Here is a 14,087-nt window from a genome sequence, read left to right on the forward strand (position 1 = left end):
CAGGGTGGTTATCCGGACATGCTGAAATTTCCAACGCGACACTCGCTGGGTGTGCTGCTCATCGTGTTGATGGGTTGGCTATGGCTTTCGCCAGCGCAGGCCGATGACATCGCGCCCCCCGATCTGGTCACGGTCCCGCTGAACCAGCGCGTGATCGACCTGACCAACACCCTGGACTCTGCCTCCAAGTCGCGCCTGACCACGCAACTCGCCGGCCTGGAACAACGCAAGGGCGCGCAGGTGGCGGTAATGCTGCTGCCGAGCACCGGCGGTGCGAGCATCGAGGAGTTCGCCAACCAACTGTTCCGCGCCTGGAAACTGGGGCGCAAGGACGTCAACGACGGCATCCTGCTGCTAGTGGCGAAGGACGATCGCAAGGTGCGTATCGAAGTCGGTTACGGCCTGGAAGGCGTGGTCACCGACCTGCTGGCCCACCGGATTATTGAAGAACACATCACCCCGGCGTTTCGCCAGGGCGACTACGCGGGCGGTGTGCAGCAGGCGGTGGACGACCTCACCGTGTTGGTGGAGGGCGGCAACTTGCCCGAGGTGGCCAAGGCCGGGTTGCCGCCTGAAGCGTACGCGGTGCTCATCGCATTTATTTTTGGCGGGGTTGTCGGGGTTTTGATGGGCGCCGAAAAACTCCCTTGGCGCCGAGCCCTGATGGCGGTGGTCGTGGTCACGGTGGCGCTGGTCGCGGTGGCGGGTGGCAAAAACTGGCCGGTTTACTTGTTGTTGCTGCCACTGTGCATGCTGATCGGCGGCGCCACGTTTGGCGCGTTGTGGCAGGCGCGGGCGGCGTTTTATGCCGTGCTGGGGATGTTGACTTATATCGCCGGGGTGCTGCTGACCGACCACTTCGTGCGTGACCTGTCGATGATTCACTGGCTGGCATATCCATTCGCCGGGCTGCTGATCCTGGGCCTGTACGTTGGCTTGTTCCTGGTGATGAAAGGGATGTGGCAAGAGAGCCAGGCCGGATTTGTCGCGCGGCTGGTGGCGGTTTTTGTGGTGTATGGAGTGGCGGGGGTGCTGATTGACAACGGCACCACAGGATGGCTGCTGGCGTTTCCCTTCGCTTCGTTCGCGGCGCTGTTTATCTTTGCCCATGGGATCAGCGACGGGTCGGGATCGGGTTCGAGCGGGGGCGCGCGTTCGTCCGGCTCGAGTTCCGGTTCCAGCAGCAGCTCGTCGGGGGGTGGCGGTTCCAGCGGCGGCGGTGGTGCGTCGGGCGGTTGGTAAGCTCCTCCGGAGGCTAGGCCGGCCTCCACATCTCGGCAGAGGGCTCGACACCCCAAAGCGGCGGCGTCAGGCCGATGAGCATAGGCAAAGACCTTTTAATGAGGCAGCTAATACTAAAGAGCCATCACCATCTCATGCCACGCCATCCCGCCATGGTCCCACGCCGACGGCTGCACATAGCGATAGCCCATGCGCTGATACAGTTGCACATGCTGGTCCTTGCACATCAAGTGAATGGTCTTCTTGCCCATCGCTCGCATGCGCTGCACAAACTCCGTCATCAAGCGCGTCGAGTAACCCTTGCCCTGATGAGCCGGGTCCACCACCACCGACATGATCACCACATTCGGCGCGTCGGCTGAATGACCGACCAACTCCTTGAAGGCCTCATCCGACATCACCACTTCATCGGCGCAACCGCAGTTGATGAAACCCACCACAACGCCATCCGCCTCCAGGATCAGAAAGCCTTGCGGGTACAGCGCAATGCGCGTGGCGATCTTTTCCAGGGTCGCGGCTTCGTCGCCTTCGTAGGCCGAGATTTCAATCTCGTAGCAACGGTTGGCGTCGGCTGGGGTGGCGTTGCGTAAGGTGAGCGTGGGCATTTCAGTTCCTGGGTATTTAAACGGGATAGTCCGAACGCGGGTCGTCCCGGTTCAGGGCGGTGTCGTGCCATATCTACAGCGCGTTGAGCCCGCTTGGCATCGCGGTGGAGCGTTGCATGCCCAGCAACGTTAGCTTGATGATTTGCCTCAGCATCGGTTCATGATCTGTGTGCGCTGTCTGGGCCACAAGCGTTGGATGGTGATAGGCGGCAGTGGTGGTGTAGATCAGCCTGGCATTAAGGTCTGCGTCGCCATCGAACTTTGCCCCAGCCTCCTTGAACAGGCCGGCAAGCTGGCGAAGCAGGTTATTGAGGTGGGCAATTATGAACGGTTTATCCAGCGCCGCCGCTACGTCAAACGCGCGATGCGGTTCCGGATCGTCCAGGGCGCGCTTGCGTTTCATCTGATAGAGCCTGACCAGCCATTGGTGCATGCGGGTCGCAGGGTCGCCCCCGGCAGACGCGACGACGGCGAGTGCCTGCTCAATCTCGCAAAGCCAGCGTTCCGTGACGGCATCCAGCAGTGCAGCTTTGTCTGTGAAATGGGCATAAAGCGCCGCATGGCTCACGCCCAACTCCTTGGCAACATCCGTGATGCGAACCTTGTCTACGCCTAGCAGCCGCATGCGTGCCAGGGCGACGTCGGTCGCCCGGGTTTTTATTTCCTCGGCAGATAGCCCGGTACGTGGCATTCCCCACAACTCCTGTTGACAGCCCTAAAACTTACATTCTACATTAAATGTAACTTGTGATAATCCATGCTCATGGATGATTTGAATCATCGCGTGAGTGTATTTGAAAAAGGGTGTTGGCAATGACTGAAATGACAACGAGGACATTGGGCAAAAACGGGCCCGCAGTGTCAGCACTTGGAATGGGCTGCATGGCCTTTCGCATGGGCGATGACGACCGTGAGAAGCAGGCTGTAAAAACCATTCAATCGGCCCTCGATTCAGGTTTTTCGTTTCTGGACACTGGCGATTTTTATGGCAGCGGACAAAGCGAGATGCTGCTGGGACGGGCGCTGCGGGGGCGCCGCGACGACGCATTTTTGAGCGTGAAATGTGGTGCCCAGGTAGACCCGAATGGCCGCATCATCGGGCTTGATGGCCGTCCAAATTCCATCAAGAACTTTGCCGCCTATTCATTGAAACGGCTGGGCGTGGACGTTATCGATCTGTACCAGCCAGGGCGTGCCGATCCAGACGTGCCGTATGAAGAGACGATCGGGGCGATTGCCGACCTGATCAAGGACGGCAAGGTGCGTTACCTGGGTGTATCGGAGGTAGGAGCCGACCTGTTACGCCGTGCCCATGCCGTGCATCCGGTCACCGCCCTGGAAATTGAGTACTCGCTGGCCAGTCGTTTTATCGAGCGGGAAATCCTTCCGACTGCGCGCGAGTTGGGTATTGGCGTTGTGGCTTACCGCATTCTGGCAGAGGGGATGCTGGGGGGTAGCCTGCCGCAGGGGCAGCCGCCTGCCGGCTCGAGTTTTTTGGCACCGCGCATGCACGGTGAACACTACACTCGCAATATGGCCACGGCTCAGGTACTCGATGCGATGGCCACATCCAAAGGCTTTACGCCGGCGCAACTGGCGATGGCCTGGGTGCTGTCGCGTGGCGACGATATCGTGCCGCTGGCCGGTATCAGTCGCCCATCGCGCATCATCGACAACCTTAACGCGCTGGAAGTGAGGTTCACGCCCGAAGAGTTGTCGCAGCTGGACCGAGCCTTTGCACCGGATGCCATCGTTGGGTTGCGCTACCCGGAATTCGTTCTGAAATGGGCCGCGCAATGAGCATGTCCCTGCCGTCTGCCCGTACTTGCGCGCTTGTCGCAATCGCTATGTTTGCGCCGGTGGTCGCCTCCTATGTCTGGCCCATGGATCGTTGGTGGCTGGACTACCCCGGCATCCTGTTTCACCTGGCAATCTTCCTGCTGGTGCCCCGACTTCCTGCGCCCGGGTGGGCGAGGGCGGCCGGCTATGGCTGGTTGGTGGTAGACGTGACCGTCGGGGTCATGACGTTGAACCACGTCCCGAGTGAAATCGCCATGCCGATCCGGTTGGGTGGCCATATTTTTGCGGGTATCTGGATCGTCAATGTATCGCTGCTGGCGATTTGGCCGATCAGGCTGACCGGCTTCATAGCAGGGGGCTGGTTGTTTGCCTACAGCTTTGTTTCACCGTTTGTGCCAAAGACAGCGCTGGCACCGACCGCACTGATGATGCTGCTTTGGCTCGGGTTAATCGCTTGGCACAACGGCAGCACCGGTAGACGACAGGTCAGGTTGATAACAACGGTTTGAGCAGTGCCAGAAGCGCGCGGTGCATGGCCTCCACTTCGTTTTTCGGGCTGTTCAGCACACTGGACAGTTCGTGCACGAACTCCCCGACCATTTGCCCGAACTGGGTTTTGCAGCAAATTTTCCTGCCCACCAACTTGGAATCGGCTGAATACATTGTGTCGACGGTCGCGCGCGGCAGGCAAATACAGATTTGGTGGTGTGCGTTCAGGAAACTGAAACCCGACGTTTTTGCCGCGTCCACTACCACCATATCGCCGTGTTCAAGTTGCACGGTGCGCCCCTCAATGTTCAGGAAGGCTGAACCCTGCAATTGGTAGACGAGCACGTAGGCGTCATTATGGCTTGCACGAAGATCTTTCATGTCTGGACCGATAGCGGCGGCGATAAGGGTTGGCTGCACCAGTCAGGGTACCGAATTGATTGGCTGCCACGGGTTTGCAGCGGCGTGCGTCCTGTCAACCCAAGTACCTCCGTGCACTTGAGTCAAGGTGCTTTAGAACGAGGCGGCCAGGATCACTTGTGCGTAGAGGTTGGTGTCACTGCTGCCCAGTTGGGTACCCCCACTGGCGGCGCTTTTCTCGGGTTTGTACAACCCCACCAATGGCAACAAGGTGAAGTGTTGATTGATGGTCCACTCTGCGTACAGGTCTGCCTCTCGGGCGTTCAGGTTCTGGCGGCTGTGATCCAGCGACGAGAAGTCGTAAAGCAGTGTGCCCACGTTGACCGAAGGGGTTGCGGCGACTTTGATGCCCACGTGATGGACCTGCGTATTGCTGTTGAAGGGCCCCGCGTAGTTGGACGCGACCTCACCCTGGAACCAGGTGCCCAGCGCTCGACCATTGCCATAGAACAGCGGGTCGTAGCCTTCGGAGAAACGGCTGTAGCGGTAGTTGACCACCGGCTTGAGCGGCAGGTCGCTGAATGTCCACCCAGCTTCCAGATACCAGGCATTTTCATCGCCGCTGTCCTTCTGTTCCCTGGCGTACTCACCCGAAAGAAACAGGTTGGGCACGCCGGCATTGCCTTGGGCCCTGACGCTGTATTGCTTCATGCCCTTGCGCTCGGGGTAAAAAAGGTCTGCAAGCGCCTTGTCGGTATCCAGCACTTTCAGATAAGTCAGGCCCACGGTGCCATTTTCGGCCACGTGTTCAAGCGTCCCCACGGCAACCTCAGGTTTTGCCTGGGCAGGGTTATCGGATTTCAACCACATCAAGTCACTGCGCCAGCCTTGTTTGCCACCCAGGCGCAGCACCACGGTCTGGTCGAAGTCCTTGCGCGCGGTCAGGTAGTACGCGCCTCCCCGGTTCTGGCGCCCGTCGGCAATTTCTTTGCCCATATTCAATGCGTCTCCCGATACAAGGAAGCCGTCACCGATAACAATGTTCTGCCGGCCCACGGAAAAATCGATGCCGTCGGTTCCCAGCGCAGGAAACAGTTCGGCCGAGCGCCAACCCATGTAGGCATCTTCGATCTTGGTGGTGCGCTCCGAACCGTTGGTCCAACCGGCGGGGTCACCTTCACCGTAGGTTGCGGAAGACACCCAGTTGAGCGAGCCATACGTGTTGCCAAAACCCAGGGTCGAATGCTTGATATCCAAGCCATACTGAAAGACGGACTCCTGCCAACTGCTTGAGCCTTTGGAGCGTGTACCGGATTGGGAGTAATTCTCTCTGCTGGAAAAGGCTCCGGCGGCCGCCAGCAGTTTGGCGTCGACCTGGGTCTGGTCATCTGCATAAAGTGAAAGGGCACTGGCCAGCGGTGACAACCCCACTAGAAGCGTCAGAGAAATGGACCGATAAAGCAGCGTAACGTGCATGGGTTGGCGTATCACGATGATGTTTCTCCAGGACCGATATACAGGGCACTCGGCAAACGGCGAGTGGGTCTAGGCAGCCGGGTCGATATGGCCCGGTGCTAAACGAAGGCTAGGGCCTGGGCCGCCCTGTATTCTTTGTTATCCCGGACATCCATGCGTCCATGAGTGCCAAAGGCATGGTTGACGTAGGGTTCTGGCAGAAAAAAACAAGTTCCGTACCAGCATGGACAAGACTCAGGGAAGGCTTGCGCGCACTGTCACCTGGCAGCACTTCTTCCATTGTTTTGATGAGGGTCCGGTTATGGAGTCGTCAAATGCCAACGCTGGCGCATTAAGAAAAAACGCCGTCGGCATGTGGAGTATCGTTTTCTTTGTACTGGCAACCAACGGACCACTGACGGGGCTTGTCGGGGCGGTTCCAACGGCGATTCAGATGGGCAATGGCATTGGCATACCCGGCACGTTCCTGGTCGTGGGCCTGGTCTACTTGCTCTTTGCCGTCGGCTTTGTCGCGATGGGGCGCCATATCCGCAATGCCGGTGCGTTTTATGCGTACGTCTCGACCGGGCTAGGCCGGCCGTTGGGCACGGCGTCAGCGTTCCTGGCCATCGTGGCGTACGCCGGGATGCAGGTCGCCTGTTATGGCCTGATAGGGTTCTTCAGCGCGCAGTCGTTGTCTAACCTGGGGCTGACCGTGCCCTGGTGGGCGGTGTCGATCGTGATCGCCGTGGTGGTACAGTTTTTTGGTACGCGCAACGTGGAGTTCAACGGCCGCTTCCTGGGGCTGTTGATGTTGGCCGAGATGGCCGTGATCGTGGTCTTCGACGCTGCGGTGGTTTACCACGCAGGAGGGCCGTCTGGTTTCAGCGTTGCTTCGTTCAAGCCAAGCAATGTGTTTGTGCCCGGGTTTGGGGCAGCGCTGGTGTTTGTCGGCGCGGCGTTCATGGGGTTCGAAACCACGGCTATCTATGCCGAAGAAGCTCGCGACCCGGCTAAAACGTTGCCGCGAGCAACGTACTTGGCGTTGTTGATCATCATGGGGTTCTTCGCGGTCTCGTCCTGGCTTCTGGTGGTGGCGGTAGGTCCGGATGACATCGTTGCAGGTGTGACCCAGGACGCCGGTGGCATCTGGTTTGCGCTGGCGACCAAGCTGGTCGGGCCGGGTTTGGCCGATGCGATGAATATCCTGCTGATTACCAGCCTGTTCGCGGTGTTGTTGAGCTTTCACAACTCGTTGTCACGGTACCTGTATGCAATGGGTCGCGAAGGCATTTTGTGGCACCGGTTTGCACGCACCCATGAGGTTCATCAAACACCTTACATGGCGAGTACGTGCCAAACGCTTTTCAGCGTGGTCTTGCTGGCCGTGTTCGGTGCGTTCCATGTGGACCCGATGACCCAGGTGCTGCCCATCGGCAGTGCACCGGCAACAATTGGCATTGTGGCCGTGCAGTTGCTCACTTCGCTTGCGGTGATGCGTTTTTTCCATCGCGAGCCTCACGGCACCAACCTGTGGCAACGCTTGATCGCCCCGCTGGCGAGCGCGATCGCGCTGGCCGGTGGCCTGACGGTGATCGTCATGAATATGCCGCTTTTGACCGGCGGGGAATCGGTGTTTAACGAGGCCATCCCATTGGGCATGCTGGGCGTGGGAGTGATTGGGTTGCTCACGGCCTGGTGGTTCAAGTTCGCGCGCCCGGAGCTGTATCGCAACCTGTCGAGAATCCTGCATGAGGTTTAGCAAGGTCTACTAGCCACTGTCCCGATCCGCCCGGCCGCAACCTGATCAGGTTGCGGCTTTTTTTATGGAGGTTGTCACGATTTTTGCAGTGCAAAGAGAGGGATGGCCGAGTGTTGAATTCCCTTTCAATAACATGTTAACTATTGGCCATAAATCTAAGAAACACTGGCGTTTTAGCCGGTAAGAGAGCCAATCATGAACCAAGATGGGCTGCGACCTGAAACAGGGCACTGGGATAAAGCGATCCGCAGTGCATGCGGTTCCTTCACGACCTACCTTCGCAGTGAGCACTCGCTGTTTATCGGCGAGATGATGCAGCGCGATTTGGGTGGCGTCGGGTTCGCCGAGTTGCGCACAAATGCGGGGCGAATCGCCAAGTTCCGGCAAAACGTCGACAACGCCGATGATCGATACTGTTTTTTGATCGTGCAACGCAAAGGGTTCTGCCAGTTGCACCTGGATGGGCATTCGATCGAACTTGCGCCAGGTGAGTTGGCGATAATGGACCAGGCCGGAGAGTGCAGCGTTGAGCCTCAAGGTCTCATTGAACAGGTCTCCATTTCGATCTCGCGGGATCGAGTACGGGCGCTGCACCTTCAGGGTGCGCTGTCCGGGAAATTACAAAGCAACTGCCCCAGTGGCCGCCTCTTGCGCTCACTCGTCAATCAGATCATGCACGATCAGGAAACCTGCTTTACCGGCGATGATGGGCTGGGGATGCAGGATGCGTTGATCGCCCTGTTACTGCCGACCCTGGTGGAGCGTGCGAGTAGCCACGGGCTCGAAGAAATCCTGCAGATCAACGATCTACGTCGCCAGATAGAACGCATGGTCAGCGAGCACCTGCATCGTCCCGACTTGAGTCCGGAATGGATGGCCAATCAGCTGGGAATATCCATCCGCCACTTATACCGCTCGTTCGAAAACAGCGGGGACAGTGTGTGTCGCTTCATCCAGCGGGCGCGGCTGCAGCGTTGCGCCAGTGATTTGGGGAATCCGTGCCTGCGCCATGAAAACATTACGGAAATTGCTTACCGTTGGGGCTTCTCGGATTCGGCGCATTTCAGCAAGATTTTCAAGAAGCAGTACCTGCGATCTCCCAGGGATTTTCGCGGCGAGGCGGTGCTGTGTTCGTGAGCGTTGGGCCGGGCTAAAGGCATTGGAAATGCCTGGCCCCTGGCCGCTCAGGCTGGCTTTTGCAGGCGAAACGCCCTCGGTGACACACCGAAACGTGCCTTGAAAGACCGGGAAAAATGGCTCACGTCATTGAACCCCCAGTTGTATGCCACGCTGGAGACCTTTTCGTAGGCACCGTGGCGCTTGAGGTCTTCAGCGCACTGTTCCAGCCTTCTTTCCAGAATGTAGCGACCAATGGTGGTGCCGCAGTTGGCGAACAAGCGGTGCAGGTTGCGCACCGATGTGCCCACCCGATCAGCCACCATTGAAGGCGAGAGGGCACTATTGATCAGTTGCGCCTCTATGCACGCCTTGGCTTTTTTCAACATGAACGCCTGGGTCTGTTGTTGATACGCGCCGTTCAGCCTTGGGTTTTCACTTACGCTGGGCCGCATCAGCGCCAGCAGGGCATCGAGCATCGCCTCGGACTCACAGGCTTCGGCCTCTCCCACATCAAACAGTTGTTGCGCAAGCATGCCCGTCAGCGCTCCCAGCCTTGAGCCCGCCGCGATACGGTGGTTAAGCAAGATCTGCCGGTGACGAAACCGCGACTCGATGTGATGCCGAGGAATGGTCAGCGACAGCTGATCCGAGAGCCCGGTGAAATAGAAATCGCATGGCTTGTTGACGTCAAGCAGTACCAGGTCATTGGGGTTGAGAACGGTCTGCCCGTTGTCCTGGCACATCACGCCAGAACCTTTCATTTGCATGACCAGGTAGTAAAAGTCCCGATCGTCACGCCGAATATCACTCTGTTGCCGGTGCACGTGATGGCAGTTGCTGACGATTCTGGCGCCAGCGCAGAGGGCGTTGGCACTCGTAGAGGGAAGAATGCTGCCGGCAAAAGTCACCGAGCCCTGTTCAAGGGGCGGTTCGGCATGGAAGGTTCCGCAGCTGCTGGACAGGTGATGATTCCACTCTTCAAAGCCCCGTGCGCCCGTATGCATGACCGTGTTCATCGCGACCCTCTTTCCGGGCCCAGTGGCACTCGGAACAAACAAATTCTGTAGTGGAATGATGTCAGCCTTCGTGCGGTTCGATGGGCGTTTTTCGTAAAGCCCCATGGGGTTTGAATCGCGACTAACCTTATCGTTGTGATAGCAAAATTCAGGCCGTATTGGTGTTTTTCGAACCGCCTGAATAGGTGATCTGTTTCAACGCCCTGGGGGTGATTCCAGGTTTTTCGAGGGGCTGGCTGACCGTGAAGTGCCAGAAAATCGGGCGAAAATTCCCATCGTGCACGGGGTCAATGCTTCATTTAGTAACATGTTAACCAGGCGGGGTGCTTCTTTTACGGCCAACAGGAACCGGGCCGGACCATCCTGGCAGTCTCGGTCAACTCGTTGGCTCTATAGCGCATGGTGCGCGGCGCAAACCGGCGTTTAAATGAAGACCTGATGCTGAATCGGCGCGAGGTGAACCACGGTGTTCATTCAGTCCCGATGCCTCATTCGATGATTTGATGAACGCACTGTTGTGAGGAAGTCTCATGCTCTCTGTAGAAACGCCAACCACTTACTACACAGCCACGCGTAAGTACGACCTGAAATTCCCCGACCTTGAGGCAGATATCGAGGCTGATGTCGTCGTCATCGGTGGCGGGTTTTCCGGTGTCAATACTGCCCTTGAGCTGGCAGAGCGGGGCGTCACCAACGTTGTGGTGCTTGAAGCGCGTTACCTGGGGTTCGGAGGGTCGGGGCGCAACGGCGGGCACGTCATGGCCGGGATCGGTCATGACCTGGAAAAAATCCGCAAGGACGTGGGCGAAGACGGCCTTCGTGCGATCTTCGAAATCAGCGACCAGGGCGCTGCCATTATCAAAAGCCGTATCGATAAATACGCTATCGACGCGGATTTTCGCCAGGGCTATGGCTACCTTGGCTTCAATAAGCGCCAAGGCAAACTGCTGCAGGCCTGGGAAAAGGAATACAAGGAACTGAGCCCGGATTGCGAGATCGCCTATCTGGAAGGTGCCGATGTGAAAAAGATCATTGGTTCCGAGGCCTACAGTTGCGCGTTGATGCACATGGGTAACGGCCATATCCACTCCTTGAACCTGCTGCTGGGTGAGGCCAAGGCGCTGGTCAGTCATGGCGGCCGCGTGTTTGAAAACACGCCGGTCCTGGAAGTGACCTACGGCGACACCATCCATGTGCGTACCGCCAAGGGGTCGGTTCGGGCCAAAAAAATTCTTTGGTCATGCGGCGCGTTTCTTGATCGGCTGGAACCGGAACTGCACAAGACCATGATCAGTACGTACGCCTTCCAACTGGTGACGGAGCCGCTTTCAGACGCGCTGATTGAACAGATCAGTCCGATTCGTGGGGCCTTCAGTGATATACGCCCGGTGATCGATTACTTCCGGGTCACCAATGAGAATCGGCTGCTATTTGGCGCAGCCACTTACTGCATCGACTACATCCCCAACAATTTGAAGGCGTGGAATCGCAAGTTGATGTTGAACATCTTCCCTTATCTCAAAGACGTAAAAATCGACCTGGCCTGGGGAGGGCCAATGGAGTGTTCGGCCAACCTGTTTCCGCAGATTGGTACCTTGCCGGGGCGCCCTAACGCGTTCTACGTCCAGGGGTATTCGGGCTTCGGCGTTACCCCAAGCCATGTGGTCAGCCGGGTGCTTGCTGAAGGCATCATGGGCGGTTCAAAACATTACGCCGTCATGAGCTCGATTCCCCGGACCCAAATTTACGGGAAGGAACAATTTCGGTCGCTGATTTGCACGTTCGGCAAGGTCACGCACCAACTCGGCGGCTATTTCAACGGCCGCCGCTGATCACTGAGCTTTCATTTTCCCAGGAAGAGGTATTTTTAAAATGCAGCACGTGGATGAATTGAGCGTGGCCCTCAGAGAGCGCCTGAGTGTCCTTGAAACGCTTTGGAAAGAGCAGGATGCTTCGGGGATCGTGCAGCAACTGTACACCCATGAAACTGAAATCACTGGCGCGGGCACCCCGGAACTCTATTCGGGCAGTGCGGCGCTGGGTGGGCTGGTTGCGTCGTTGGTGGGGGACACGCATTCGGCGAGTATTCGTATCGATCGTCTACGTGCGCTGGCCCCCAGTGTGGCTTATACCTGGGTGACCTGGGACGTGCAGCCGAAGGTGGGACAGGCGTTCAACATGAAAAGCCTCTTCGTCTGGAAACTTGAAACCCAAGGCTGGAGAATCGCGGCAGACATGTACGCGGACGGCGTCATTCCCGCCTGAGGGATTTGAGAGAGAGCCTTCAGGGCTCTCTCCGATACGTCACACACCGGGTGTAACCGGCGCAAAACCCACAAGCCCCCCGATCCCCTGTGGGAGCCGTCGAGCTTTAGCGAGGCCGCGATGGCGCCCGCCCGGTCACCCTCACTTTCCGTCTTCCGTCCGCTCCTCTGTAGCGAGGCTGCGTCAGCTCACGCTTGGCGCCATCACCAAGCAAGTTTTTTATTGCTTGCTTCAAAGTTTTGCTTGTACATCATCCAGATCGTGCCGTAGTTACACATGTCGATCTTTCCACAGTAGTCACGAATGACCGCGTCCATGATCTTGCGGTCTGTCGCTTTGGTTGCTTGCTTAAACGCGTCCAGGTTTTGCTTTTCCATCATGCGCAGTGTGCTTTCCTGGCACATGTCGATCTTCCCGCAATAGTCCTTTTTTACCGTCGCGGTCACGAAGTCAAGAACCTGCTTTTTCTGAGCGTCGGACCCATCAAAATCCATTGGGTTGAGCACCGCTGTCGCGGCTGAACAAACGCTTGCATTGAAGAAAAAAAGTGCCAAAAGAAGCTTTTTCATAAGAGGTATCCTTTCCGGTGTGATCAATGCAAAAAAATGAGTACTGGCGACATGCGCCTGCTATTGAGCGGGCTTGCCGCAAATGCGGCAGATTGCCATCAAACTGTTTTAAGTGAAAGAGGGGGGGACCTATGCTGTTCGAATTTCTTACTGGCGACCCTTGTGATCGGCTCCCTCAACATCCCCTGTGGGAGCCGTCGAGCTTTAGCGAGGCCGCGATGGCGGCGGCCCTGACACTACCCATATTCGCCAAGCCTATTAACTAGAAAACCCGCACCTGCGGGTTTTCTTAACGGTGGAAATAAATCAGCCAGCCACAGGCGTATGCATCCCACGCCGCTCAATCACTCCAAACACATCCGCCACATCCTGGACCAGGATTCGCGCGGTTTCGGCAACGGTATTGATGTCTTGCTCGCCCTAATCAGACACGTTGGAACAGGCCATGAGGTGCAGGTATTTGAGGGCTGCGTTGAGGCGTTCACTGATGCAGGCGTGGAGATCGCAGAGCGGTGCGTCGCTGTCGATGAGCAGGACGGGGGTTTCGGTGGCGGTTTGGGACATGGGGGTGAAGCGGTGGTGCGGGTTATTCGTCGTCATAAGGTGCGATTCTATTTTAGGTAAAAGAACTGCCACCTTGCTGCTGCGAAACAGATTGGGTGGCAACTGTGCGCGGGTTCGCAGACCAGGAAGAATCACCCCCGGCAGACCCGAAGGTCTCCCACGCACAGCCGCCATAAAGCTAGACGCAGGCAGGAGCCGCCTGGGGTCTGATGACTGTGCAGGTTGATTCTATTTTGGTAGGGCTGCGAAACCCTGTCGCTGAGCCATGTCAGTGACGGGGCGAACTATAAGCGGAGGCTTTTGTGAGTGCAACTCAGGTTTGGTGTGTGCCCCAGTTGGAAGTGCCATCAGTAGGATGTCCTTCTTTGAGCTGCGCAACTGTCATAAAAATGACAGTTTTTTTGCGCTGTATATTTGGCACTTAAATAAGGACCCCAACTAAAAAATGACTTATTTTATTTATTGTTAAGGTGAATCGTAACAAGTGATTTCAGGCTTTTTATGAGGAAAAGCTTGCTAACTCGGGGCTGAGGATCTGTACCGCCTATTGGAGTGGATCCAATTTCCCTCAAATACGTTTTTCGTCCAAGCAGGGGTATCTTGCATAGCCCCCCATGAACACACTATTTTGTGCTTAAGTCGGTTCGAAGTACTACATGTAGTGCTTCGTAGGCTGTAGCCGGCCAAGGAAATGTCAGCAGGTGCATGCGCTATGTTTGGAGACGCAACTCATGCACCTGCTATCCCTGGAATCCAATGCTATGCACTGGCGGGATGCGCATTAGAGGTAACTCATGCTGGAGTGTCAACGCCTGCAAACAGTTTCTGCTAGTGAGCTTCC

General features: G+C 57.2%; 13 protein-coding genes and 1 pseudogene. 7 read left to right on the top strand and 7 right to left on the bottom strand.

Going from position 1 to position 14,087, the window contains the following annotated elements; genetic code table 11:
• The first annotated feature begins 18 nt into the window (after positions 1–18).
• Positions 19–1,242: a YgcG family protein gene (locus tag RGV33_RS14405; protein ID WP_322144825.1), complete on the top strand. Its 1,224-nt coding sequence runs from the start codon at positions 19–21 to the stop codon at positions 1,240–1,242.
• Positions 1,243–1,355: 113 nt separating this feature from the next.
• Here RGV33_RS14405 and RGV33_RS14410 read toward each other — a convergent pair whose 3' ends face one another.
• Entirely contained in the window at positions 1,356–1,847 is a 492-nt protein-coding gene (locus RGV33_RS14410) for a GNAT family N-acetyltransferase (protein WP_322144826.1), read from the bottom strand.
• Between the two features lie 73 nt (positions 1,848–1,920).
• Positions 1,921–2,538 carry a TetR/AcrR family transcriptional regulator gene (locus tag RGV33_RS14415; protein ID WP_322144827.1) on the bottom strand — a complete coding sequence of 206 codons (618 nt, stop codon included), beginning with the start codon at positions 2,536–2,538 and terminating at the stop codon, positions 1,921–1,923.
• Between the two features lie 122 nt (positions 2,539–2,660).
• Here RGV33_RS14415 and RGV33_RS14420 point away from each other — a divergent pair, with 122 nt between their 5' ends.
• Entirely contained in the window at positions 2,661–3,647 is a 987-nt protein-coding gene (locus RGV33_RS14420) for an aldo/keto reductase (protein ID WP_322144828.1), read from the top strand.
• A complete protein-coding gene (locus RGV33_RS14425) occupies positions 3,644–4,156 on the top strand; it encodes a hypothetical protein (RefSeq protein WP_322144829.1) in 513 nt (170 codons plus the stop codon). The genes RGV33_RS14420 and RGV33_RS14425 overlap by 4 nt, the downstream gene beginning before the upstream one ends.
• Here RGV33_RS14425 and RGV33_RS14430 read toward each other — a convergent pair.
• Both RGV33_RS14430 and RGV33_RS14435 read right to left on the bottom strand, forming a co-directional pair.
• A complete protein-coding gene (locus RGV33_RS14430) occupies positions 4,134–4,517 on the bottom strand; it encodes a hypothetical protein (RefSeq protein ID WP_322144830.1) in 384 nt (127 codons plus the stop codon). The two genes, RGV33_RS14425 and RGV33_RS14430, sit on opposite strands and share 23 nt — an antisense overlap.
• Positions 4,518–4,649: 132 nt before the next feature.
• A complete protein-coding gene (locus tag RGV33_RS14435) occupies positions 4,650–5,972 on the bottom strand; it encodes a hypothetical protein (RefSeq protein ID WP_322148675.1) in 1,323 nt (440 codons plus the stop codon).
• A gap of 301 nt (positions 5,973–6,273) precedes the next feature.
• On the opposite strand from RGV33_RS14435, the gene RGV33_RS14440 reads away from it, so the two are divergent.
• Together RGV33_RS14440 and feaR (RGV33_RS14445) are read left to right on the top strand one after the other, a co-directional pair.
• The gene (locus RGV33_RS14440) at positions 6,274–7,713 is read left to right on the top strand and encodes an APC family permease (protein ID WP_322144831.1); all 1,440 of its coding nucleotides are present in this window, start codon (positions 6,274–6,276) and stop codon (positions 7,711–7,713) included.
• Between the two features lie 195 nt (positions 7,714–7,908).
• Positions 7,909–8,850 carry a transcriptional regulator FeaR gene (gene feaR, locus RGV33_RS14445; RefSeq protein ID WP_322144832.1) on the top strand — a complete coding sequence of 314 codons (942 nt, stop codon included), beginning with the start codon at positions 7,909–7,911 and terminating at the stop codon, positions 8,848–8,850.
• 47 nt (positions 8,851–8,897) lie between these two features.
• Here feaR (RGV33_RS14445) and feaR (RGV33_RS14450) read toward each other — a convergent pair whose 3' ends face one another.
• A complete protein-coding gene (feaR, locus tag RGV33_RS14450; protein ID WP_322144833.1) occupies positions 8,898–9,848 on the bottom strand; it encodes a transcriptional regulator FeaR in 951 nt (316 codons plus the stop codon).
• Between the two features lie 530 nt (positions 9,849–10,378).
• Between feaR (RGV33_RS14450) and RGV33_RS14455 the strand changes: the two genes are divergently transcribed.
• Both RGV33_RS14455 and RGV33_RS14460 read left to right on the top strand, forming a co-directional pair.
• Positions 10,379–11,680: an FAD-binding oxidoreductase gene (locus RGV33_RS14455; protein ID WP_322144834.1), complete on the top strand. Its 1,302-nt coding sequence runs from the start codon at positions 10,379–10,381 to the stop codon at positions 11,678–11,680.
• Positions 11,681–11,720: 40 nt separating this feature from the next.
• Positions 11,721–12,113 carry a DUF4440 domain-containing protein gene (locus RGV33_RS14460; RefSeq protein ID WP_322144835.1) on the top strand — a complete coding sequence of 131 codons (393 nt, stop codon included), beginning with the start codon at positions 11,721–11,723 and terminating at the stop codon, positions 12,111–12,113.
• A gap of 203 nt (positions 12,114–12,316) precedes the next feature.
• Here the strand turns inward: RGV33_RS14460 and RGV33_RS14465 are convergent, their stop codons facing one another.
• Complete coding sequence (locus tag RGV33_RS14465; protein ID WP_322144836.1) at positions 12,317–12,682, bottom strand: hypothetical protein; 366 nt, start codon at positions 12,680–12,682, stop codon at positions 12,317–12,319.
• 306 nt (positions 12,683–12,988) lie between these two features.
• Positions 12,989–13,282 (bottom strand): annotated as a pseudogene (locus RGV33_RS14470) (fructose-bisphosphate aldolase).
• Positions 13,283–14,087 lie beyond the last annotated feature (805 nt).

The organism is Pseudomonas sp. Bout1, from assembly GCF_034314165.1.
Classification (GTDB): domain Bacteria; phylum Pseudomonadota; class Gammaproteobacteria; order Pseudomonadales; family Pseudomonadaceae; genus Aquipseudomonas.